This window comes from Streptomyces sp. NPDC085931 (assembly GCF_044540565.1).
In the GTDB taxonomy this organism is placed as follows: Bacteria; Actinomycetota; Actinomycetes; order Streptomycetales; family Streptomycetaceae; genus Streptomyces.
Genome location: NZ_JBITSK010000009.1, coordinates 57,611 through 79,632, shown reverse-complemented (window position 1 = coordinate 79,632; position 22,022 = coordinate 57,611). Strand labels below are relative to the sequence as shown.

General features: G+C 74.9%; 18 protein-coding genes and 1 riboswitch. Of the genes, 2 read left to right on the top strand and 16 right to left on the bottom strand.

Annotation, left to right across the window (positions count from 1 at the left end; all coding sequences use genetic code 11):
* Window positions 1-16: 16 nt before the first annotated feature.
* Both ectA and ACIGAN_RS20575 read right to left on the bottom strand, forming a co-directional pair.
* Window positions 17-523, bottom strand: a complete 507-nt coding sequence (gene ectA / locus ACIGAN_RS20580; protein ID WP_399859316.1) for a diaminobutyrate acetyltransferase — start codon at window positions 521-523, stop codon at window positions 17-19.
* Window positions 524-873: 350 nt separating this feature from the next.
* A complete protein-coding gene (locus ACIGAN_RS20575; RefSeq protein ID WP_365739816.1) occupies window positions 874-1,989 on the bottom strand; it encodes a pyridoxal-phosphate-dependent aminotransferase family protein in 1,116 nt (371 codons plus the stop codon).
* Between the two features lie 102 nt (window positions 1,990-2,091).
* On the opposite strand from ACIGAN_RS20575, the gene ACIGAN_RS20570 reads away from it, so the two are divergent.
* On the top strand, window positions 2,092-3,189 hold the full coding sequence (locus ACIGAN_RS20570) for an amidohydrolase family protein (RefSeq protein WP_365739815.1): 1,098 nt from the start codon (window positions 2,092-2,094) through the stop codon (window positions 3,187-3,189).
* Between the two features lie 152 nt (window positions 3,190-3,341).
* Window positions 3,342-4,235, top strand: a complete 894-nt coding sequence (locus ACIGAN_RS20565; RefSeq protein WP_399859313.1) for an SCO1860 family LAETG-anchored protein — start codon at window positions 3,342-3,344, stop codon at window positions 4,233-4,235.
* A 17-nt stretch (window positions 4,236-4,252) separates the two neighbouring features.
* On the opposite strand, the gene cobC is transcribed toward ACIGAN_RS20565, so the two are convergent.
* The 14 genes from cobC to ACIGAN_RS20495 all read right to left on the bottom strand — a co-directional run bounded on the left by cobC (window position 4,253) and on the right by ACIGAN_RS20495 (window position 21,996).
* Complete coding sequence (gene cobC / locus ACIGAN_RS20560; RefSeq protein ID WP_399859310.1) at window positions 4,253-5,308, bottom strand: Rv2231c family pyridoxal phosphate-dependent protein CobC; 1,056 nt, start codon at window positions 5,306-5,308, stop codon at window positions 4,253-4,255.
* Window positions 5,298-6,236, bottom strand: a complete 939-nt coding sequence (locus tag ACIGAN_RS20555) for a sirohydrochlorin chelatase (RefSeq protein WP_399859307.1) — start codon at window positions 6,234-6,236, stop codon at window positions 5,298-5,300. Before ACIGAN_RS20555 ends, cobC begins: the two co-directional genes overlap by 11 nt.
* The gene (locus ACIGAN_RS20550) at window positions 6,233-6,820 is read right to left on the bottom strand and encodes a precorrin-8X methylmutase (protein ID WP_365739812.1); all 588 of its coding nucleotides are present in this window, start codon (window positions 6,818-6,820) and stop codon (window positions 6,233-6,235) included. Before ACIGAN_RS20550 ends, ACIGAN_RS20555 begins: the two co-directional genes overlap by 4 nt.
* Window positions 6,817-8,517, bottom strand: coding sequence for a precorrin-3B C(17)-methyltransferase (gene cobJ / locus ACIGAN_RS20545; RefSeq protein ID WP_399859305.1), 1,701 nt, complete (start codon window positions 8,515-8,517; stop codon window positions 6,817-6,819). Before cobJ ends, ACIGAN_RS20550 begins: the two co-directional genes overlap by 4 nt.
* A complete protein-coding gene (cbiE, locus tag ACIGAN_RS20540; RefSeq protein WP_365739810.1) occupies window positions 8,514-9,749 on the bottom strand; it encodes a precorrin-6y C5,15-methyltransferase (decarboxylating) subunit CbiE in 1,236 nt (411 codons plus the stop codon). Before cbiE ends, cobJ begins: the two co-directional genes overlap by 4 nt.
* Window positions 9,746-10,564, bottom strand: a complete 819-nt coding sequence (gene cobM / locus ACIGAN_RS20535; RefSeq protein ID WP_399859302.1) for a precorrin-4 C(11)-methyltransferase — start codon at window positions 10,562-10,564, stop codon at window positions 9,746-9,748. The genes cbiE and cobM overlap by 4 nt, the downstream gene beginning before the upstream one ends.
* Window positions 10,565-10,614: 50 nt before the next feature.
* Window positions 10,615-11,346, bottom strand: a complete 732-nt coding sequence (gene cobI / locus ACIGAN_RS20530; RefSeq protein ID WP_399859299.1) for a precorrin-2 C(20)-methyltransferase — start codon at window positions 11,344-11,346, stop codon at window positions 10,615-10,617.
* Entirely contained in the window at window positions 11,343-12,725 is a 1,383-nt protein-coding gene (locus ACIGAN_RS20525) for a cobyrinate a,c-diamide synthase (protein ID WP_399859297.1), read from the bottom strand. Before ACIGAN_RS20525 ends, cobI begins: the two co-directional genes overlap by 4 nt.
* Window positions 12,722-13,321, bottom strand: a complete 600-nt coding sequence (gene cobO / locus ACIGAN_RS20520) for a cob(I)yrinic acid a,c-diamide adenosyltransferase (RefSeq protein ID WP_399859295.1) — start codon at window positions 13,319-13,321, stop codon at window positions 12,722-12,724. The genes ACIGAN_RS20525 and cobO overlap by 4 nt, the downstream gene beginning before the upstream one ends.
* Window positions 13,321-15,303 (bottom strand): putative cobaltochelatase, encoded by a 1,983-nt coding sequence (locus tag ACIGAN_RS20515; RefSeq protein ID WP_399859292.1) that lies wholly within the window; start codon window positions 15,301-15,303, stop codon window positions 13,321-13,323. The genes cobO and ACIGAN_RS20515 overlap by 1 nt, the downstream gene beginning before the upstream one ends.
* A complete protein-coding gene (gene cobN, locus ACIGAN_RS20510) occupies window positions 15,300-18,956 on the bottom strand; it encodes a cobaltochelatase subunit CobN (RefSeq protein WP_399859289.1) in 3,657 nt (1,218 codons plus the stop codon). Before cobN ends, ACIGAN_RS20515 begins: the two co-directional genes overlap by 4 nt.
* The gene (locus ACIGAN_RS20505) at window positions 18,953-20,461 is read right to left on the bottom strand and encodes a cobyric acid synthase (protein ID WP_365739803.1); all 1,509 of its coding nucleotides are present in this window, start codon (window positions 20,459-20,461) and stop codon (window positions 18,953-18,955) included. Before ACIGAN_RS20505 ends, cobN begins: the two co-directional genes overlap by 4 nt.
* Window positions 20,458-21,399: a cobalamin biosynthesis protein gene (locus ACIGAN_RS20500; RefSeq protein WP_365739802.1), complete on the bottom strand. Its 942-nt coding sequence runs from the start codon at window positions 21,397-21,399 to the stop codon at window positions 20,458-20,460. The genes ACIGAN_RS20505 and ACIGAN_RS20500 overlap by 4 nt, the downstream gene beginning before the upstream one ends.
* Before the next feature lie 99 nt (window positions 21,400-21,498).
* Window positions 21,499-21,658, bottom strand: a riboswitch (cobalamin riboswitch).
* Window positions 21,659-21,774: 116 nt separating this feature from the next.
* On the bottom strand, window positions 21,775-21,996 hold the full coding sequence (locus tag ACIGAN_RS20495) for a hypothetical protein (RefSeq protein WP_033310903.1): 222 nt from the start codon (window positions 21,994-21,996) through the stop codon (window positions 21,775-21,777).
* Between the last annotated feature and the right edge of the window lie 26 nt (window positions 21,997-22,022).

Here is a 22,022-nt window from a genome sequence, read left to right as displayed (position 1 = left end):
CTGGGGAGGGGACGTCTCAGCGGGACAGCGGTCCGATGCGGTACAGGACCTCCGGGTCGTGCGGCCCGTCGGGGAAGAGGCCCGCATCGAACAGCACCTCGCGCTCCAGCGGCGCGCCGTGCCGCTCGGCGAAGGACGTGAACAGGCGCTCCGAGGCGGTGTTGCCCGGAGTGATGGTCGTCTCCACCGTCGTCACCGCGCGCTCGGCGACGGTCCGCGCGACCAGGCCGTCGAGCAGTGCCGCGGCCAGACCGCGCCCCCGGTGCGCCTCGTCCACGGCCACCTGCCACACCAGCAGGGTGTGCGGGCTGTCCGGTCGCACGTACCCGGTGACGAAGCCCATCGGCTCGCCGCGCTCGTCACGCGCGACGGCCGACGTGGCGGCGAAGTCGCGGCACCACAGCAGATAGCTGTAGGACGAGTTCAGGTCGAGAACCTTCGAGTCCTTGGCCATCCGCCACAGTGCGGCCCCGTCGGCCACGGTGGGTCGGTCGATTTGCACAGCTGCTTGAACGGCGGTCATGCAAATCGAACTTACCCAGCGATTTTCAGAAATGCATCGCCGGTCGGGGTTACGAACGAACCCGCCTTGTGTTATCGCGCGAGCGCGAGACCAGGAAGCGGCTGGGGGTGATACGCCCGAGAACGCCCGGGTATTACCGGACAAAGAGGGCGCGATGTGTAACGTGTCACAGCCGTGTCACCCCCAGCGGTTCCGTCAGAATTGCCTCGCGAAAGGTCCTCGAAATCTGCGCGTTTAGGCTTTGGGAAAGCGGGCAGAAGAGTACCGGTAGCTATTCGCGGAAGAAATCTCGATTGTGTTCCGGCTTACATACAGGGAAACTCGAAAAGCACCTGGAATTCAGTCGCCGTTCACCGGCGGGCCGGGGACCGCCACGCGTCCTCGACGGCCCGCAGCGCCCCCGCCAGGTCCACCGTCGCGCCCTGCTCGGCCAGCGCCGCCCCGAGCGCCGTCAGACCGGCCCGGACCGCCCCGGGCGTCGCGTCGGCACCGTAGTGGTTGACCCGGATCATCTCCCTGGCCAGCGCACCCCCGCCGGCGGCGATCGGCAGCGCCGGGTCCGCCGCCAGCGCCCGCCCCACCAGCTCCGAGGCCACCACGCCGGCCGGGACGCGCAGGGTCGTGGCCACCGGGGCCGCGTCCCGGGCCTCGTGCACGTACGGCCGCAGACCGCCACCGAGCGCGAGCGCCCCGGCGCGGGTGGCCGCCGCGGCCGACGCGTGCCGCGCCATCACCGCGTCCAGGCCCACCGCCTCGATCCGCTCCACGCACGCCTCCAGCGCCAGCATCTCCAGCTGCGCCGGAGCGTGCAGCAGCGCCTTGCGGCCGCCGTCGATCCATCGCTCCTTCCAGTCCAGCAGCGACAGGTACGACCGCCGCGGCGCCCGCGGGTTGGCCGCCATCCGGGCCCAGGCCCGCTCGCTCACCGACACCGCCGACACCCCGGCCGGACCGCCCATCGCCTTCTGCGCGCCGATCACGCACAGGTCCACGCCCCACGCGTCCGGCAGCACCGGCTCGGCCCCGATCGACGCCACCGCGTCCAGGTAGAACAGCGCCCCGTGCGCCCGCACCACCTCACCGATCTCCGCCACCGGGTTGGTGTTGCCGGTGGCGGCCTCCGCGTGCACCAGGGACACGAAGTCGATCTCCGGGTGCGCGGCGAAGGACTCCCGGATCTGCTCGGCCGTCACCGCCGTGTGGAAGGGCACCGCCAGGTCGATCACCGTCGCGCCGCAGTCCCGCAGCCAGTCGCCGAAGGTCTGCCCGTAGGGGCCCGTGATGACGTTCAGCGCCGTCGTCCCCGGACCGGCCGTGGCGCGGATCGCGCCCTCCAGCGGCAGCAGCGCCTCGCCCTGCATGATCACGACGTCCTGCTCGGTGCTCAGCAGCCGCGCCACACGGTCCTCGATCGCGGCGAAGCGGTCCGCGCCGAGCGGGGCCAGGTCCAGAAACGGATGCGTCACAGCAATGCTCTCTTCACTCACAGGTTCGACGGCAACGAGGGTAACCGGCGGGTGCCGCGCCCCCCCTCGAGGTGCCGCACGCGGCTCACTAAGGTGCGGTGCATGAGCGATCACGCGGTGCTGCACGTGAAGGGACGGGTGCTCGTCGGGCCCGAGGACGTCCGGGACGAACTGTGGGTCGTCGGCGGCCGTGTCTCCTACGACCGTCCGGCCGGCGCCCGCGACGTCCGCACGGTCGAGGGCTGGGCCCTGCCCGGCCTCGTCGACGCCCACTGCCACGTCGGGCTCGACCGGCACGGCGCGGTCCCGCGGGACGTCGCCGAGCAGCAGGCGCTGACCGACCGGGACGCGGGCACCCTGCTCATCCGCGACGCCGGCTCGCCCTCCGACACCCGCTGGGTCGACGACCGCGAGGACCTGCCGAAGATCATCCGCGCGGGACGGCACATCGCCCGCACCCGCCGCTACATCCGCAACTACGCCTGGGAGATCGAACCGGACGACCTGGTCGCCTACGTCGCCCAGGAGGCCCGGCGCGGCGACGGCTGGGTCAAGCTGGTCGGCGACTGGATCGACCGCGACCTCGGCGACCTGTCCGCCTGCTGGCCCCGCGGCGCGGTGGAGGCCGCGATCGCCGAGGCGCACCGCCTCGGCGCCCGCGTCACCGCGCACTGCTTCGCGGAGAGTTCCCTGCGCGACCTCGTCGAGGCGGGCATCGACTGCGTCGAACACGCGACGGGCCTGACCGAGGACCTCGTCCCGCTGTTCGCCGAGCGGGGCGTCGCCATCGTGCCCACCCTCGTCAACATCGCGACCTTCCCGCAGCTCGCCGACGGCGGCGAGGCCAAGTTCCCGCGCTGGTCCGCCCATATGCGCCGGCTCCACGCCCGCCGCTACGACACGGTCCGCAACGCCTACGACGCCGGGATCCCCGTCTTCGTCGGCACCGACGCCGGCGGCGGACTCGCCCACGGCCTGGCAGCGGCCGAGGTCGGCGAACTGGTCACCGCGGGCATCCCGCCCGTCGAGGCCCTGGCGGCCGGCACCTGGAAGGCACGCGCCTGGCTCGGCCGGCCCGGCCTGGACGAGGGCGCCCCGGCCGACCTCGTCGTCTACGACGAGGACCCGCGCGCGGACGTGCGCGTACTGGCGGCGCCGCGCCGCGTGGTGCTCAACGGGCGTGTGGTGGGCGGGGCGTGAGGGTGACGCCGGGGAACGCCTGTGCCGGGGGATTCGAATAGAGCGGCGATCTCACCACGTTGGGGTGAAGCCGGGTCGGATCGCTGACGGGGGGCGTGCGGCGGGGTGATTCTGTCCGGGTCCCGAGCCTGTCTCTTCTGGGAGTCCCCACCGTGAACAGCACTTCCTTCCGTATGCCCGCACGCCGGCTGGCGGCCCTCGCCACGGCGACGTCCCTCGCCGCGGGGCCCGCGGCATTGGCCGGCGCGAGCCCGGCGCACGCCACCGGCGACCACGGGCGCGCGAGCGCCGCCGTCCTGCGCACCGGCCTCGACGTCTCCCTGCTGAACAAGTCGGTCCAGGTCCCGCTGGCCGTCTCCCTCAACGAGGTCGAGGCCCCGGACAGCGCCGCGAAGACCACGCTGACGGCCCACCTGGACGCGGTGGACGGCGGCCGGCCCTTCAGCGTGCTGCGCGCGGAGGTGGCCCGGGCGAGCGCCACCACGACCGCCACGAAGGCCGAGGGGAAGACCACCCTGGCCCACGCCCGGCTGCACGTCCCCGGCCTGCCGCTGCTGTCGCTGATCGAGATCGAGCAGGTCACCTCCACGGCCACCTGCGAGGTGGGCGAGAAGCCGGTCGCCGCAACGGACCTGCCCGGCTCGGTCACCGTGCTCGGCAAGCGCGTGAACCTGACCGCCGGCGGCCCGACCGACGTCACGGTGCCGGGCGTCGGAGACGTGCGGCTGGAACTGTCGAACACCCGGACGACGGCCCGCTCGGCCGCCGCCACCGCCCTCGAACTCAAGGTCTCCGTCGACCCGCTGAAGCTGAACGTCGCCGAGGTCGACGGCACGCTCACCCTGGCCGAGGCGACCTGCAAGACCCCCAGCCCCGCGCCGGCCCCCTCCGCCCCACCCGCCGGTATCGAACCCCAGGGCGCCCCCGCGGAGGCGAACCTGGCCGAGACGGGCGGCAGTCCGGCGACGCCCTACCTCGTGGGCGGCGCGGTGGCCCTGCTGGCCGGGGGCGGGGGAGCGGTGTTCCTGGCCAGGCGCCGCGGCTGACGCCCCGGCCCGGGGCGTCACCGCCGCAGCGCCCGTTCCAGTGCCGTCAGGAAACCGTCGACGGTGGGGCGGTCGCGGACCGCCAGGCGCAGCCACTCCTCGTTCAGGCCCGGGAACGTGTCCCCGCGGCGCACGGCGTAGCCGAGGTCGCGCAAGCGGGCGCGTACGGCCGCCGCCCGGGGCAGGCGGATCAGCAGGAACGGGCCCTGCGCGGGCTCGACCACCCGCAGCCCGTCCGCGGCGAACCGGGCCAGGCCCGCCAGCAGGTACGCGCGGTCCGCCGCGACGCGGTGGGCCGCGTGCGCGGCCTCGGCCACCGCCCGCGGCCCCACACACGCCTCGGCCGCCGCCAGCGCCGGTGCCGACACCGGCCACAACGGCTGGGCCCGCGCCAGGTCCGCCACGGTCTCCGGCGCCGCCAGCACGTACCCGATGCGCAGCCCGGCCAGTCCCCAGGTCTTGGTCAGGCTGCGCAGCACCACGAGACCGGGCACGTCCACCCGCCCGGCCAGGGACTCCGGCTCACCGGGCACGGCGTCCATGAACGCCTCGTCCACCACCAGCACCCGCCCGGGCCGGGCGAGCGAGGCGACGGCGTCCGCCGGGTGCAGCACCGACGTCGGGTTCGTGGGGTTGCCGATCACCACCAGGTCCGCGTCCTCGGGGACGGCCGCCGGGTCGAGCCGGAAACCGGCCGCCTCCCGCAGCAGCACCCGCCCGACCGTGTGCCCCGCGTCCCGCAGCGCCGCCTCCGGCTCCGTGAACTGCGGATGCACCACGACCGGCCGCCGCACCTTCAGCGCCCGGGCCAGCAGCACGAACGCCTCCGCCGCGCCCGCCGTCAGCAGCACCCGCTCCACCGGCACACCGTGCCGCGCCGCCACCGCCGCGCGCGCCGCCCGGCCGTCCGGGTAGGCCGCGAGCCCGTCCAGCGACCCGGCGATGTGCTCCCGCAGCCACCCCGGCGGTGTGTCCGCGCGGACGTTCACCGCCAGGTCGACCAGCGAGCCGCCGCCGTCCCGGATCTCAGCGTCCCCGTGGTGGCGCAGATCGTGCCCGCTGTCAGTGCGCATGCGAGTGCGTGCCGTGGTGATGGCCGTGCCCGTGGCCATGACCGTGGTGGTGGTCGTCGTCGTCCGGGTGGAAGTGCGGCTGCTGCGGCATCCCCACCTTGTCCTCGAAGCCCGGCAGCGCGATGCGGTAGACGCACGAGTCGCAGTTCATCCGCAGGTCGCCCTTGACGGCCTCCTCGTACCGCTCCCACACCAGGTCCAGCAGCTCCGGCTCGGGACCGATGACGTCGGCCGAGCGCACCTCCACCTCCGGGTGGGCGGCCGCCCAGCCCTCCGTCTGCTGCCGCACCCGGTCCGGCAGGATGCCCGTGAACAGGAAGTAGGGCAGGACCACGATCCGCCGCGCGCCCAGCCGCACGCACCGGTCGAGCCCGCTCGGCACGTCCGGCGCCGCCAGCGACACGAACGCCGTCTCCACGCCCGCGTAACCGCGCCCCTCCCACAGCAGCCGCGCCGCCTTGTGGACCTCGGCGTTGGCGTCCGGGTCCGTCGAGCCGCGCCCCACCAGCAGCACCGTCACGTCGGACCGGTCCCCGGGCGTGCGCCCGGCACCGCCCCCCAGGGCCTCCTCCAGCCGCCGCTCCAGCACGCTCAGCAGCGCCGGGTGCGGGCCGAGGGGACGCCCGTACGTGTACGAGATGCCGGGGTGGCGCTCCTTCTCGCGGGCCAGCGCGGCCGGGATGTCGCCCTTGGCGTGACCGGCCGACACCAGCATCAGCGGCACCGCGGCGAAGCGCCGCACGCCCTGCTCGACGAGTGCGGTCACGGCCTCGCCGAGCGGCGGCGGGGACAGTTCGATGAAGCCGCCCGCGACGGGCAGCTCGGGGTGGCGGGCCCCCAGCTCCCGTACGAAGTCGCGGAACGCCTCGGCTCCGGCGTCGTCCCGGGTGCCGTGGCCGGCGATGAGTAGGGCGGGCGGGGTGGTCACAGTGTCTCCTCGACGGAAGTGGGGTGGTACAGCAGGGCGTTGAGCGCGGCGGCGGCGACCGCCGAGCCGCCCTTCTCGGACACGTTGCTCACGGCGGGCAGGCCGCTCTCGCGCAGCGCGGCCTTCGATTCGACGGCGCCGACGAACCCGACGGGCAGGCCGATGACGAGCGCCGGGTCGGCGTCCAGGGTCAGCAGTTCCTCCAGCGCGGTGGGGGCGTTGCCGATCACCCACAGGGCGCCCGGGCCGACCTGCTCGTAGGCGAGCCGGATCGCGTGCGCGGACCGGGTCAGCCCGGGTCCGGCCTCGGCGTCCCGCAGCCGGCAGACGGTCTCGCGGCGGGTGATGCCGGCCCCGACCATCTCCACGTCCACGACGACGGGCGCCCCGGCGTGCAGCGCGGCGTGCGCCTTCTCCAGGTCGGCCTCGGCCATCACGAGGTCGGTGGCGTAGTCGAGGTCGGCGGCGGAGTGGATGACCCGCTCCACGACCGCCCGGGTCAGCGGCGGGAAGTGCGAGGTGTCCAGCCGGGCGCGCAGCCGGCGGTAGGACTCCACCTCGATGGGATGCACGACGCGGTTCACTCGGCGCCCTCCCGCCCGCTCTGCCAGCGGTAGCCGCGCGGCGTCACCATGCGCCCCGCGACGTCCCGGGTCGCCGTGTTGCCCACGGTCACGACCGTCATCATGTCGACCGTCGCCGGGTCGAGCGCGCCCAGCGTGGTGAGCCGGCTGGACTCGTCCGGCCGCGAGGCGTTGCGGACCACACCGACCGGCGTGGCCGGTGCCCGGTGCTCGGCGAGGATCGCCAGGGCCTTCGGCAGCTGCCAGTCGCGGCCGCGCGAACGCGGGTTGTAGAAGGTGACGACGAGGTCCGCCTCGGCCGCCGCCCGCACCCGGCGCTCGATGACCTCCCAGGGCGTGTGCAGGTCGGACAGGCTGATCGACACGTGGTCGTGGCCGAGCGGCGCCCCCAGGATCGCGGCCGCCGCCAGGGCCGCCGTCACCCCGGGCACGCCGACCACGTCGATGTCGTCGCTGGCCTCGGCGAGGGCGGGCGAGGCCATGGCGTACACGCCCGCGTCGCCGCTGCCGATCAGCGCGACGGCCTGCCCCTTGCGGGCCTCCTCGACGGCGGTGCGAGCCCGCTCCTCCTCGGCGCCCAGACCCGACTCCAGCACCCGCGTGCCGGGCCGCAGCAGGTCCCGGATCTGGTCGACGTACTGGTCGAGCCCGACGAGCACGGCGGCGCGCCGCAGTTCGGCCTTCGCACGCGGCGTCAGCAGGTCCCGGGCGCCCGGCCCGAGCCCGACCACCGCGAGCCGCCCGCGCCCGGGCCGCCGTACGACGGCACACGTCGCCATCGCCGGGGTGCCGTCGGCGCGCCGCGACTTCCGCTTCGGCACGAGCAGTTCGCCACCGCGCAGCAGCGCCGCCGCCTCCGCGACGGAGGGCGTGCCGACGGCCGCGAGGGGCGCGTCGGACGGGTTGGGCACCTCGACGCCGGACAGCTCCCCGGCCGGGTGCGTCACCAGCGGCACCCCGAGCCGCCGCGCGGCCTCGACGATCCCCGGCTCCTCGGCCTTGGCGTCGACGGTGGCGATCTCGGCGAGGCTGCGGGCGGACAGCCCCGCCTCCCGCAGCGCCGACTCGACCAGCTCCAGCACCTCCTCGGCGGGCACGCCCGAGGAGGCGCCCACGCCGACCACGAGGGACGGGGGCCGCAGCAGCACTTCCCGCTCGGCCGCTTCGACGAGCCGGTCCGTCAGCCGGATCGTGTACGCCCCCTGCGCCGCCACCGGCAGCGGCGGCAGCGGCCAGGGCACCTCGGCCCGCAGCGCCACCGGCTCACCGTCGAGCAGGGCCCGCGAGACACCGGCGACATCGCCCTCCACGGGCAGGCCGAGCGTGTCCAGGCCGGGCAGGCCGACGGCGTCCGTCGCGGTGGTCACCACGGGCTCCGCGCCCAGCACCTCACCCACCGCGCGGGCCAGTTCGTTCGCGCCGCCGCCGTGCCCGCCGGCCAGCGACACGGCGAACCGCCCGGCCTCGTCCACACAGACCACGCCCGGGTCGCTCGCCTTGTCGGCCAGCAGCGGGCCGACGATCCGCACGACCGCGCCGGTCGCCAGGAAGCACACGAGCTGCTCGCACTCGGCGAACGCCCGCCGGACGGCGTCCCCCACGGGCCCGTCGTACACGCGGGTGCGGTCCGGCCACGCCGCGGCCAGCCGGTCGCGTGCCGCCGCCCCCGCCGCGGTGGCGGAAATGAGGCCGATCACTGGGCAACTCCCTCACGATCCAGGGGCTCACGCACACCCCACAACAGGAAAACCGGATTCGTCGCCGCCAGCCGGGTCACATCGCCCGGCAGCGGCGCGAGCCGGGACGACTGCGACAGCACCCCGTCGCAGGAGAACCCGGCGCCCGTCAGGGCCTCGCGCGCGGCCGGCACCCGGTCGAGCGCGGCCATCGCGACGACCACCGTGCGCCGGGCCCGCCGGGCGCACGCGGCGACGATCGCGGGCAGTTCCCGCCCGCCGCCCCCGACGAACACGGCGTCCGGGTCGTCGGCCAGCTCCTCCAGGGCCTCCGGCGCCGCGCCGTGCACCACGCGTACGTCCACCCCGTGCGCGGCGGCGTTGGCGCGGACGCGCTCCACCCCGTCGGGCGCCTTCTCCACGGCCACGGCCGCCGCTCCGAGCCGGGCGCACTCCACGGCCACCGAGCCGGAGCCCGCGCCCACGTCCCACACCAGGTCACCCAGCCGGGGACCCAGCCGGGCCAGGGCCAGCGCCCGCACCTCGAACTTGGTGATCATCGAGTCGCGGTGGGCGAACTCCGCCTCGTCCAGGGCCCAGCCGGCCGGCTGCTCCCCGGGTCCCGCGACCGTGCGCACGGGCCCGAGCGCCCGCGCCGGCTCCAGGCACAGCACCACGTTCACCGCCGTGCCCCAGTCCCGGGCGGCGGCCTCGGCGGGCGTCACCCGCTCCACGCGCTCGTCCGCCGAGCCGAGCCCGGAGGCGACGACCAGCACCCGGTCCCAGCCCGCCAGGGCCGCGCCCAGCTCGGCCGGACCGGCACCCGGCCCGGTCAGCACGGCCGTCTTGGCCCGCGCCCGGCACACGTTGACGGCCGTACGCAGCCCACGCCCGTGGGCGCTCACCACCACGGCGTCGTCCCACGGCAGCCCGGTCCGCGCGAACGCGGCGGCGACCGACGACACCCCGGGCCGCACGTCCAGCCGCTCCGGCCCGAACCGCTCGGCCAGCACCCGGACGATCCCGAAGAACCCGGGATCCCCGGAGGCCAGCACCACCACCGGCCGGTCCTTCGCGAGGTACTCCGCGACGGTGTCGAGGGCCGGGGCGAGCGGTCCGAGCACGACCCGCTCGGCGCCGTCCGGCAGCCGGGCGGCGTCCAGGTGCCGCCGCCCGCCCACGACCAGTGAGGCACCGGCGAGGACGTCGCCGGCAGGCGCCGCCCCGGTCCCCGTGCCGATCACCGTGATCACGTGCTCGCCCCCCGCTCGCGCAGCGCCCGGCGAGCCTCGGGGTCGGCCTTGCGGTACCCGTGGAAGTGCCCCGGGTGGTACAGGTGCGAACGGGTGCCGTGCGCGTCGAGCGCCGGGCCGACCAGGAACAGCGTGTGCTTCCAGAGCTTGTGCTCCTTGACCGTCTCCTCCAGCGTGCCGATCGTGCACTTCACGACCAGCTCCTCCGGCCAGGTCGCCTGGTAGGCCACCACGACCGGGGTCGTCGTCGGATACCCGCCCTCCAGCAGCTCCCGTACCAGCTGCCCGCTGCGGGCGGCGGACAGGAAGACCGCCATGGTGGTGCCGTGCTTGGCGAACTCGCGGACCTCCTCGCCGGGCGGCATGGGCGTCTTGCCACCGCCGAGCCGGGTCAGCACCACGGACTGCGCGACCTCCGGGATGGTCAGCTCGCGCTGCGCCAGCGCCGCCACGGCCGAGAAGGAGGAGACACCGGGCACGATCTCGGTCGCGATGCCGATCTCGGCGCACCGGTCCAGCTGCTCCTGCGTGCCGCCCCACAGGGCGGGGTCGCCGGAGTGGATGCGGGCCACCCTCAAGCCCTCCCGGCGGGCCCGTTCGTACACGGCGACGACGTCCTCCAGGGACATGGCCGCCGAGTCGAGGATCTCCGCGCCCTCGCGCGCGTGGTCGAGGACCTCGGCCTGGACCAGGCTGGCCGCCCAGATCACGACGTCGGCCTCGGCGATGGCGCGCGCGGCGCGGAACGTCAGCAGGTCGGCGGCGCCGGGGCCGGCACCGACGAAGGTCACTTTGCCGGCGGGGGCGTCGGCCATGGGTGGGTCCTCTCGTACAGGGGTTGGACGGTGATGGGCGGGCGGCCGGGTCAGAGCTTTCCGCCCCGGCCGCCCTCGCGCCGGGCGGGCGCGATGAGCGTCGACAGATAGGGCAGGGGAGCGCCGTCGAGGTCGGCGGCCGGGCGGATCGACTCCTCCGCCAGCCCCAGCGCCGAACCCCACACCGCGTCCTCGATCCGCCCGGTCTCGCGCAGCGCCTCGGCGACCTCGTGCGCCTGCCGGCCGAACTTGTAGGCGACGACGGTCCCGGGCCCGGCGAGGGCCTCCTTGAGCACGGTCGCCCCCGCGGTGACGGGCACCAGGGTGAGCGGCTCGGTCCCCTCGGTCAGCACGGCACCCGAGCGGGCGGCGAGGTCCTGCATGGCGGTGATCCCGGGCACGGTCTCGACGACGGTCCCCGGCACCAGCCCGGCGATGGTCTGCGCGAGATAGGTGAAGGTCGAGTAGACGTTGGGGTCGCCGATGGTCGCGAAGGCCACGGTGGCGTGGGCGCGCAGCAGTTCGGCGACCCGCGCGCCCGCCGCGTCCCAGGCGGCCTCGCGCCGCGCCCGGTCACTGCGCTCGTTCAGCGCGAACACGACCCGGACGACCTTCTCCGCGGGCACGTAGTGCACCACGGTCGCCTCGGCCCGCCCGCGCTCGCCGGTGTCCATCACGGGCACGACGACCACGTCCGCGGCGCGCAGGGCGTTGACGCCCTTGACGGTCACCAGCTCCGGATCCCCGGGGCCGACCCCGACTCCGACCAGCCTGCTGCTCATGACGTCCGGCACCTCTCCACGAACCGACGGGCCACACCGGGCTCGGACGCCCAGTGCGTGTGCAGATAGCTCGCGTGCACACCGCGCTGTACGAAACCTTCGACCCGGGGCCGGGGCGTGCGCACGCCCCAGGCGGGCTCCGTCCCCGCCCCGGGCTCCACGACGGTCCGGTGGAACTCGTGCCCGCGCATCCGCGTCCCGGCCGCCGCGAGCACGCTGTCGCCGACGGCCACGGCGTCCCGGTAGCCCAGCGTGAGCCGCTCGCTCATCCGCGCTGCGGCGTCCAGCACCCCGCACATCGGCAGCCCGTCCAGCTCCCGGCACAGGTACAGCAGCCCGGCGCACTCGGCGGCCACGGGAGCGCCGCTGTTCGCCGGCTCGGCGACGGCCTTGCGCAACGGCTCGTTGGCGGACAGCTCGGCGGCGTACACCTCGGGGAACCCGCCCCCGATCACCAACCCGGCGGTCCCCGCGGGCAGTTCCTCGTCCCGCAGCGGGTCGAACGTGACGACCTCCGCCCCGGCGGCGGTGAGCAGTTCGGTGTGTTCGGCGTAGGAGAAGGTGAAGGCGGGGCCACCGGCGACGGCGACGACGGGCGCCCGCCCACGGTCCGACGGCGCCGGGCGGTGGGCGGGCGAGGCGACGGCCTCGGCGGCGTCCCAGGCCGCGCACGGCAACGCGCCCGCACTCCGCGCCAGCGCGGCCAACGCCTCCAGATCACACCCGGCGGCGACCTGCGCCCCCATCGCCGCCACGGCCTCCACCGCCGCGGCCCGCCGCTCGGCGACCGGCACGAGACCCAGATGCCGCGACGGCGTCTCCACCTGCTCCGCCCGCCGCAACACCCCCAGCACGGGCACCCCGGCCGCATCCAGCGCCTCCCGGAGCAGCTCCTCGTGCCGGTCGGAGGCGACCTTGTTCAGGATCACGCCCCCGATCCGCACCTCAGGGTCCCAGGACGCGAACCCGTGCACCAGGGCAGCCACCGACCGCGACTGCGACGACGCGTCCACGACCAGCACCACCGGCGCCCGCAGCAGCTTCGCGACCTGCGCGGTGGAGGCCAGCTCCCCTTCCCCGGCCGCCCCGTCGTACAGCCCCATCACGCCCTCGACGACGGCGAGGTCGCACCCCCGCGCCCCGTGCAGGAACAACGGCCCGACCAGCTCGGGCCCGCACAGGTACGCGTCCAGGTTGCGCCCCACCCGCCCGGTCGCGAGCGCGTGGTACCCGGGGTCGATGTAGTCCGGCCCGACCTTGTGCGGGGACACGGCGAGCCCCCGCGCGGCGAATGCGGCCATCAGCCCCGTGGCGACGGTGGTCTTGCCGCTGCCGGACGACGGCGCGGCGACGACCAGCCGGGGGACGGAAGCACTCACCACTCGATGCCCCTCTGCCCCTTCTGCCCGACGTCCATGGGGTGTTTGACCTTGGACATGTCGGTCACGAGGTCGGCGAAGTCGACGAGCTTCTCGGGCGCGTTCCGCCCGGTGATCACCACATGCTGCGTCCCGGGCCGGTTCCGCAGCACGTCGATCACCTCGTCGGTGTCGACCCACCCCCAGTGCATCGGGTACGCGAACTCGTCGAGCACGTACAGCTTGTACGTCTCGGCCGCCAGGTCCCGCTTGACCTGCTCCCAGCCCTCCCGGGCCTTCTCCTCGTTGTCCATCTGGGCATCCCGCTGCACCCAGGACCAGCCCTCGCCCATCTTGTGCCAGTCGACGGACCCGCCCTCGCCGGAGGCGCCGAGCACCCGCAGCGCGTTCTCCTCGCCGACCTTCCACTTCGCCGACTTGACGAACTGGAACACCCCGATGGGCCACCCCTGGTTCCAGGCCCGCAGCGCGAGCCCGAACGCGGCGGTGGACTTGCCCTTGCCGACGCCCGTGTGCACCACGACCAGCGGCCGGTTCCGGCGCTGCCGGGTCGTCAGCCCGTCGTCGGGCACCACACTCGGCTGTCCCTGCGGCATTACGCGGCCCTCCTCTGCACGTCCTTCACCAGCCCTGCGATGCTGTCCGCCCGCAACTCGTCCAGCGTCACGGCCGTACCGCCCAGCTCACCCGCGAGCTGCCCGGCGAGACCGAGACGCACCGGCCCCGACTCGCAGTCCACGACCACCGAGGCGACCCCGTCGGCCGCGAACAGCCGTGCCGCGCGCCCGGCCAGGGCGACCGGCTCCGGACCACCGGTGGCCCGCCCGTCCGTCACCACCACGACCAGCGGCCGCCGCGCCGGGTCGCGCAGCCGCTCCACGCGCAGCACGTCGTGCGCGCGCAGCAGCCCCGCGGCGAGCGGGGTCCGCCCGCCGGTCGGCAGGGACTCCAGCCGGGCCGCCGCCGCGTCCACCGACGAGGTCGGCGGCAGCGCCACGTCCGCGCCCGTGCCCCGGAAGGTCACCAGGCCCACCTTGTCCCGCCGCTGGTAGGCGTCGAGCAGCAGCGACAGCACCGCACCCTTCACGGCGCTCATCCGCTGCCGCGCCGCCATCGACCCGGAGGCGTCCACCACGAACAGCACGAGGTTGCCCTCGCGCCCTTCCCGGGTGGCCTGCCGCAGATCGTCCCGGCGCACCACCAGGCCCGGCCCGGACCGCCCGCGCGCCCGCTGGTGCGGCGCCGCGGCCTGCACGGTCGCCGCCAGGTGCAGCTTGGTGAGCGCGCCCCGGGGCCGCCTGGCCCCGGTGGTGCGCCCGTGCTCGGTCCGCGCCCGCGAACGCCGTCCGGCCACGCCCTCGCCGATCCCGGGCACGCTCAGCACCTTCGTGCGGAACGGCTCGGCGGACCGCACGGCCGACTGCTCGCCGCCGCCCGACGGCTGCGGCTGCCCGCCCTCCCCGGCCTCGGGCCGGGCGCCGGTGTCACCGCCCTCGGGACCCTCCCCGGGGTCCGGCTGCCCACCGCCCCCGCCGGGCCCGTCCGGCCCGGGGTCGTCGTCCTGCGAGCCGCCGAACTCCTCCAGCGTCTCGTCCAGCTTGTCCTCGTCCAGCCCCGGCGCGTCGAAGGGATTGCGGCGCCTGCGGTGCGGCAGCGCGAGCAGCGCCGCCTGCCGGACGTCCTCCGCGAGCACGTCCGTCCGCCCCGCCCAGGCCGCCAGCGCGGTCGCGGTCCGGGCCATCACGATGTCGGCGCGCATGCCGTCCACCTCGAAGGCCGCGCAGGTCGCCGCGATCTGCCGCAGCGCCCCGTCGCCGAGGCGCACCGACGGCAGCAGCGCACGCGCCGCCACGATCCGCGCCCGTACGGCGGCCTCCTCCTCGGCCCAGCGGGCCGCGAAGCCGGCCGGGTCGTCGTCGTAGGCCAGCCGCCTGCGCACCACCTCGACCCGCTGGTCCGGCTCCCGCGAGGCGGCGACCTCCACGGTCAGCCCGAACCGGTCGAGCAACTGCGGCCGCAGCTCGCCCTCCTCGGGGTTCATCGTGCCGACGAGCAGGAACCGCGCGGCGTGCCGCACGGAGACGCCCTCGCGCTCGACGTACGAGGCGCCCATCGCGGCCGCGTCCAGCAGCAGGTCGACCAAGTGGTCGTGGAGGAGGTTGACCTCGTCGACGTAGAGGATGCCGCGGTGCGCGTCCGCGAGCAGGCCGGGCTCGAAGGCCTTCACGCCCTCCGCCAGCGCCCGCTCGATGTCCAGCGCGCCGACCAGCCGGTCCTCGGAGGCGCCGACCGGCAACTCCACCATGCGGGCGGGCCGTTCGGCCCCGGCGCCCGGCTCGTGCGGGCCGTCCGGGCAGCCCGGGTCGGGGGCGGCCGGGTCGCAGGAGAAGCGGCACCCGGGCACGACGGCCACCGCGGGCAGCAGCGCCGACAGCGCCCGCACCGCCGTCGACTTGGCCGTGCCCTTCTCGCCGCGCACCAGCACACCGCCGACCGCCGGGGAGACGGCGTTCAGCAGCAGCGCGAGCCGCAGGTCGTCCTGGCCGACGACGGCCGTGAACGGAAAGGGGGTGGTCACTTCTCGTCGCCCTCCAGGTCGCCTTCGAGTTCCAGGTAGGTGGCGCGCAGCCGTTCCAGCGTCTCGGCGTCCGGCTCGGCCCACAGCCCGCGCTCCGCGGCCTCCAGCAGCCGCTCGGTGATCCCGCGCAGCGCCCACGGGTTGGACTTCTTCATGAAGTCCCGGTTCTCCGGGTCGAAGACGTACTCGGCGCTGAGCTTCTCGTACATCCAGTCGTCCACGACCCCGGCCGTGGCGTCGTACCCGAACAGGTAGTCCACGGTCGCCGCCATCTCGAAGGCGCCCTTGTAGCCGTGCCGCCGCATGGCCGCCATCCAGCGCGGGTTGACCACCCGGGCGCGGAAGACGCGGTGGGTCTCCTCGCCGAGCGTGCGGGTCTTCACCTGGTCCGGGGTGGCCGAGTCGCCGACGTACGCCTCGGGGCTCGTGCCCGTCAGGTGCCGCACCATGGCGACCATGCCGCCGTGGTACTGGAAGTAGTCGTCGGCGTCGACCAGGTCGTGCTCGCGGGTGTCGACGTTCTTCGCGGCGACCGCGATCCGCCGGAACGCCGTCTCCATGTCCCCGCGCGCCGCCCGCCCGTCGAGCCCGCGCCCGTAGGCGTAGCCGCCCCACACCGCGTACACCTCGGCGAGGTCGGCGTCGGAGCGCCAGTTGCGGGCGTCGATCAGCGGCAGCAGACCGGCCCCGTAGGCCCCCGGCTTGGAGCCGAAGACACGGGCGGTGGCGCGGCGCCGGTCGCCGTGCTCGGCGGTGTCCTCGTCGGCGTGCGCCCGGACGTAGTTGGCGTCCGCGGGCTCGTCCAGCTCGGCCACCGTGCGCACGGCGTCGTCGATCAGCCCCACCACGTGCGGGAACGCGTCCCGGAAGAAGCCGGAGATGCGGACCGTCACGTCGATGCGCGGCCGGCCCAGCTCCGCCAGCGGGATCACCTCGAACCCGGTCACCCGGCGCGAGGCGTCGTCCCACACCGGCCGGCAGCCCAGCAGCGCCAGGATCTCGGCGATGTCGTCGCCCTGGGTGCGCATGGCGGAGGTGCCCCACACCGTCAGGCCGACGGACTTCGGATACTCCCCGGTGTCCTGGAGATAGCGCTGCACCAGCGAGTCCGCGAGCGACTGCCCGACCTCCCAGCTGAGCCGGGACGGAATGGCCTTGGGGTCGACGGAGTAGAAGTTCCGGCCCGTCGGCAGCACGTTGACCAGACCGCGGGTGGGCGAGCCGGACGGACCGGCCGGGACGTAGCCGCCGTCCAGGGCCCGCAGGATGTGCCCGATCTCGTCGGTGGTCTTCTCCAGCCGGGGCACGACCTCGGCGCAGGCGAACTCCAGCACGGCGACGGCCGCGGGCAGTTCGGTGCCGAGGACCTCCCGCACCAGCGGCGCGCTCTCGGCGACCGCCCAGCCGCGCTCCTCCATGCCCTCCGCGATCCGCCGGCACAGCTGCTCCAGCAGGTCGATCGCGTCGGCGGCGCTGCGGGCGGGGCCGTCGACCAGGTCCGTCAGCTCGACGGGCACCTTCACCGGGGCGCCCGGCTCGGCCAGCAGCTCCTTCTCCACCAGCCCGAAGTGCTCCGCCAGCGCCGCCCGGAGCCCGGGCAGCGCGTTGGCCCGGCCGCCCCACACCTGCGAGGCGCGCAGCACGGCCAGCACCAGGTTGACGCGCGCCTCGCCGACCGGGCCGCCGCCCAGGATGTGCAGGCCGTCGCGGATCTGCACGTCCTTGATCTCGCACAGGTAGCCGTCGATGTGCATGACGAACTCGTCGAACGCCTCGTCGTCCGGCTGCTCGTCGACGTGCAGGTCGTGGTGGAGCTCGGCCGCCTTGACGAGGGTCCAGATCTGCGCGCGCACGGCCGGGGCCTTGGCCGGGTCCAGGTCGGAGACGAGCGCGTACTCGTCGAGGAGCTGTTCCAGCTTGGCCAGGTCGCCGTAGGTGTCGGCGCGGGCCATCGGCGGCACGAGGTGGTCGACGACCGTGGCGTGGCCGCGGCGCTTGGCCTGGGTGCCCTCGCCCGGGTCGTTGACGATGAACGGGTAGACCAGCGGCAGGTCACCGAGGACGGCGTCCGGGGCGCAGCCGCCGCTGAGCCCGAGGCCCTTGCCGGGCAGCCACTCCATGGTGCCGTGCTTGCCCATGTGCACGATCGCGTCGGCGCCGAAACTGTGCTCCAGCCAGCGGTAGGCCGCCATGTAGTGGTGCGAGGGCGGCATGTCCGGGTCGTGGTAGATCGCGATCGGGTTCTCGCCGAAGCCGCGCGGCGGCTGGATCATCACCACGACGTTCCCGAACTGCAGGGACGCCAGCACGATGTCGTCCCCGTCGACGTACAACGAACCCGGCGGTTCGCCCCACGCCTCGGTCATGGCGTCCCTCAGCTCCCGGTCGAGCTTCTCGAACCAGGCCCGGTAGTCCGCCAGCGGCACCCGCGCGGGCGCCGAGGCGAGCTGCTCCTCCGTCAGCCACTCCACGTCGTGCCCGCCGGCCTCGATCAGCCGGTGGATCAGCTCGTCGCCGTTGTCCGGGTAGCCCTCGACGGCGTACCCGGCCTCCCGCAGCGCGTCCAGCACCCGCACCGCCGAGGCCGGCGTGTCGAGCCCGACCGCGTTGCCGACCCGCGAGTGCTTGGTCGGGTACGCGGTGAAGACCAGCGCGAGCTTCTTCTCCGCGTTCGCCTTGTGCTTCAGCCGGGCGTGCCGTACGGCGATGCCGGCGACCCGGGCGGCCCGCTCCGGGTCGGCGACGTACACGGGCACCTCGTCCGGGCCCTGCTCCTTGAAGGAGAACGGCACGGTGGTCAGGCGCCCGTCGAACTCCGGGATCGCCACCTGCATCGCGGCGTCCATGGGGGACAGGGCGGCGTCCGACTCCTCCCAGGCCTGCCGCGAGGACGTCAGGCACAGCCCCTGCAGCACCGGGACGTTCATCCCGGCCAGCGCGCCGATGTCCCAGGCCTCCTCGTCACCGCCCGCCGAGGCCTGCGAGGCGTGCGTGCCGCCGGCGGCCAGGACGGTGGCGACCAGGGCGTCCGCCCGGCCCAGGATCTCGTACAGCCCCTCGTCGGCGCCGCGCAGCGAACCGCAGTACACGGGCAGCGCGTTGGCGCCGTGGGCCTCGATCGCGTCGCACAGGGTGTCCACGAAGGCGGTGTTGCCGCTCAGTTCGTGAGCCCGGTAGAAGAGCACCCCGACGGTCGGGCGGCCCGCGTGGTGCGCCCGCTCGCCGTGCACCCCGTACTCGGGCATCTTGCGCGGCGCGGCGAAGCCCTCACCGGTGAGCAGCACGGTGTCGGACAGGAAGCGGGCCAGCTCGGTGAGGTTCTCCGGCCCGCCCTCCACGAGGTACTTCAGCGCCTCGGCGACGACCCCGGCGGGCACGGACGACTCGGCCATCAGCTCCGCGTCCGGCACGGCCTCGCCGCCCAGCAGCACGGTGGGGATCCCGGAGGCCTTCAGCGCGGCCAGCCCGTCCTCCCAGGACCGCTTGCCGCCGAGCAGCCGCACCACGGCGAGGTCCGCGCCGTCCAACAGCGCCGGCAGCTCCTCGCGCACGTCCACGCGGGTCGGATTGCCGATCCGGTACGTGGCACCCGTGGCGGCCCGGGCCGCCAGCAGGTCCGTGTCGGCGGTCGACAACAACAACACAGTGCTCATGCGGGTGCTCCCGGTGGGATGAAGGGCAGTCCTTGCGGTGCGCCGGACTCGATGAGCCGCCACAGCGCGTCCGTGTCCGCGTGCTGTTCGATCAGGTCGCCGAGCCGGTCGAGCTGCTCCTCGCGCAGCGCGGCGAACGAGGTGTCCGGAGCCGGCACGAAACGGCGGCCCGCGGCGGCCGCCACCTCGCGCAGGAACGCCCGCCGGAAGCCGTCCGACTCCAGTGAGCCGTGCCAGTGGGTGCCCCAGGTCTGGCCGACCCGGCAGCCGTCCAGGAAGGCCTCACCACCGGTGACGTCGGCGACCCCGTGGTGGATCTCGTAGCCCTCGACACGTTCGCCGAGGGCCTCGCCCGCCGGCCGGGTGAGGGTCTTCTCGCGGGCGAACCGCACCCGCACGGGCAGGATCCCGAGCCCGTCGACGTGGCCCCGGCGGCTCTCCACGTCGTCCTCGATGTGCTCGCCGAGGAGCTGGAAGCCGCCGCAGACGCCGAGCACCGGACGCTGCTCGGCGGCCCTGCGGACCAGGGCGTCGGCGAGCCCCCGCTCGCGCAGCCAGTCCAGCGCCCGTACCGTGCCGCGGGTGCCGGGCACCACGACGAGGTCGGCGTCGGCCAGTTCCTCCGGCCGGTCCACGAACCGCACCACGACGCCCGGTTCGGCGGCCAGGGCGTCCACGTCGGTGAAGTTGGACATCAGCGGCACGGCGCACACGGCGACGCGCAGCACGTCCTCGCCGACGGGCGGCGCGACGTTCGACTCGCGGACCGTCCCGCGCAGCGACACGCGCAGCCCGTCCTCCTCGTCGATCCCCAGCCCGTGCCGGAACGGCAGCACGCCGTAGGTGCGCCGCCCGGTCAGCCCGTGCAGCATGTCCAGGCCCGGTTCCAGCAGGGAGACGTCCCCGCGGAACTTGTTGACCAGGAACCCGGCGACGCACTCCTGGTCCTCGCGGGACAGCAGCGCCACCGTGCCGAAGAACGAGGCGAAGACACCGCCCCGGTCGATGTCGCCGACGACGAGCACGGGCAGCCCGGCGTTGCGGGCGATGCCCATGTTGACGATGTCGGTCCGCCGCAGGTTGATCTCGGCGGGAGAACCGGCCCCCTCACAGATCACCGCGTCATACGTGCCCCGCAACTGCTCCAGGCAGTCCAGCACCGTCCCGAGCAGCCGCTGCTGCCGCCCGCCGTGGTAGCCGCGCGCGCTCATCTCCCCGACCGGCTTGCCCAGCAGCACGACCTGACTGCTCTGCTCGCCTCCGGGCTTGAGCAGCACGGGGTTCATCAGCGCGGTCGGCTCGACGCGGCAGGCCTGCGCCTGCATGGCCTGCGCCCGCCCGATCTCGGCGCCCTCCCGCGTCACGAAGGAGTTGAGGGACATGTTCTGCGCCTTGAAGGGCGCGACCTTGACGCCCTGGCGCACCAGCCACCGGCAGATCCCGGCCGTCACGACGCTCTTGCCCGCGTCGGAGGTGGTCCCGGCGACGAGAAGCCCACCGCTCATGACGTACGCCCCTTCGTGATGTGGCGCGCGGCGGCACAGACGCCGAGCGCGAGCCAGCCGACGCGCCGGGACAGCCGCACGGCCCGTTCGACGTCCCCGACGCCGACGCCCCGCCCCGGCGCGTTGAGGACGGGCCGGTGCTCCACCCGCCCGCCGTAGGACAGGGTCCCGCCCAGCCGCACCCCGAGCGCCCCGGCGAACGAGGCCTCCACGGGACCGGCGTTGGGGCTCGGATGCCGCGCCGCGTCCGCCCGCCAGGCACGCACGGCACCGCGCGGGTCCGGCCCGGCCAGCGCCGCCAGGACAGCCGTCAGCCGCGCCCCCGGCCACCCCATGACGTCGTCCAGCCGTGCGGAGGCCCACCCGAAGCGGCGGTGACGGGCCGACTTGTGCCCGACCATGGCGTCCAGGGTGTTGGCGGCCCGGAACCCGAGCAGCCCCGGCACCCCGCCCAGGGCCCCCCACACCAGCGCCCCCACGACCGCGTCGGAGGTGTTCTCGGCGACGGACTCGACCACGGCCCGGGCGATGCCGTCGGCGTCCAGGGCCTGCGGGTCGCGCCCGCACAGATGGGGCAGCCGCGCCCGGGCCGCCTCCACGTCGCCCGCCTCCAGGGCCCCGGCGACGGCCCGCGCCTCGCGGGCGAGCGAAGTCCCCCCGACGACGGCCCAGGTGGCGGCACCGGTGAGCGCGACGGAGGCGACGGCGGAAGGGCGTACGGCACGCTCGGCGACGGCCCCGAGGGCGACGGCTCCTCCCACGCACACCGCGGTGTGCAGCGCGCCCCACCCGCGGTGGTCCCGCCACACCACTCGTTCCACGGCAGCCGCGGCCCGCCCGAACACGGCGACCGGATGCCCTCGGCGGGGATCGCCGAGCAGCAGGTCACCGATCAGGCCGGCGGCGGCACCGTACGCGAAGACGCGACCGGCACCCATGGGGTCAGCCGCCCAACGGGGCGGGCAGGGGTGGGGTGCTGAACCTCGGTCGGCAGCCGCGCATGGCGATACGTGTCCTCACTCAGGGTGTCCGCGCCCTGGTTCGACGTGACCGGCGGTGAGAGTTCCTGGCTCCCGGGGGATGGCTACCCCGGTGACAGTGGCGGGACCGCGCCGGACTCACACCGGCTTCCTCTCCTGCCGCCGTACTGGCCCCGGAAGTCCACCACGGGCGCGAACCGCCGTCAACTTGCCCTTGACCTGCGAGGGGAGAGTGTGGAGAACCCCACACCGCCCCCTTCGCGCACACGACGACCGGGCGGCACGGGAGCGAGGTCCCGTGCCGCCCGGCGGACACGCTGTGCGGTCGGGCCGTCAGGCCACGATCAGGTAGATGCCGTACCCCACGGCCGCGGCGCACGCGGCGAAGCACGCGTACGCGCCCGTCACCGCCAGGCCCGCGGACCCGCCCTGCGCCACCGCCCGTTCGCGGCGCGACAGACCGGTGATGCCGAGGGTGAACAGGGCCACGAGGGCCACGGTGACCACGAGGCTGACGCCGAAGACGGAGCCGAGGGCCGCCCAGTCGATCTTCATCTCTGCTTCTTCCTTGCTAGCCGGTG

Coding starts and splice junctions, on each gene's coding strand:
- cobN (WP_399859289.1), bottom strand. CDS start 18,956: ATGAGCACTGTGTTGTTGTTGTCGACCGCCGACACGGACCTGCTGGCG.
- cobM (WP_399859302.1), bottom strand. CDS start 10,564: ATGGCCGACGCCCCCGCCGGCAAAGTGACCTTCGTCGGTGCCGGCCCC.
- ACIGAN_RS20500 (WP_365739802.1), bottom strand. CDS start 21,399: ATGGGTGCCGGTCGCGTCTTCGCGTACGGTGCCGCCGCCGGCCTGATC.
- ACIGAN_RS20505 (WP_365739803.1), bottom strand. CDS start 20,461: ATGAGCGGTGGGCTTCTCGTCGCCGGGACCACCTCCGACGCGGGCAAG.
- ACIGAN_RS20495 (WP_033310903.1), bottom strand. CDS start 21,996: ATGAAGATCGACTGGGCGGCCCTCGGCTCCGTCTTCGGCGTCAGCCTC.
- cobI (WP_399859299.1), bottom strand. CDS start 11,346: ATGAGCAGCAGGCTGGTCGGAGTCGGGGTCGGCCCCGGGGATCCGGAG.
- ACIGAN_RS20570 (WP_365739815.1), top strand. CDS start 2,092: ATGAGCGATCACGCGGTGCTGCACGTGAAGGGACGGGTGCTCGTCGGG.
- cobC (WP_399859310.1), bottom strand. CDS start 5,308: ATGCGCACTGACAGCGGGCACGATCTGCGCCACCACGGGGACGCTGAG.
- cobO (WP_399859295.1), bottom strand. CDS start 13,321: ATGCCGCAGGGACAGCCGAGTGTGGTGCCCGACGACGGGCTGACGACC.
- ectA (WP_399859316.1), bottom strand. CDS start 523: ATGACCGCCGTTCAAGCAGCTGTGCAAATCGACCGACCCACCGTGGCC.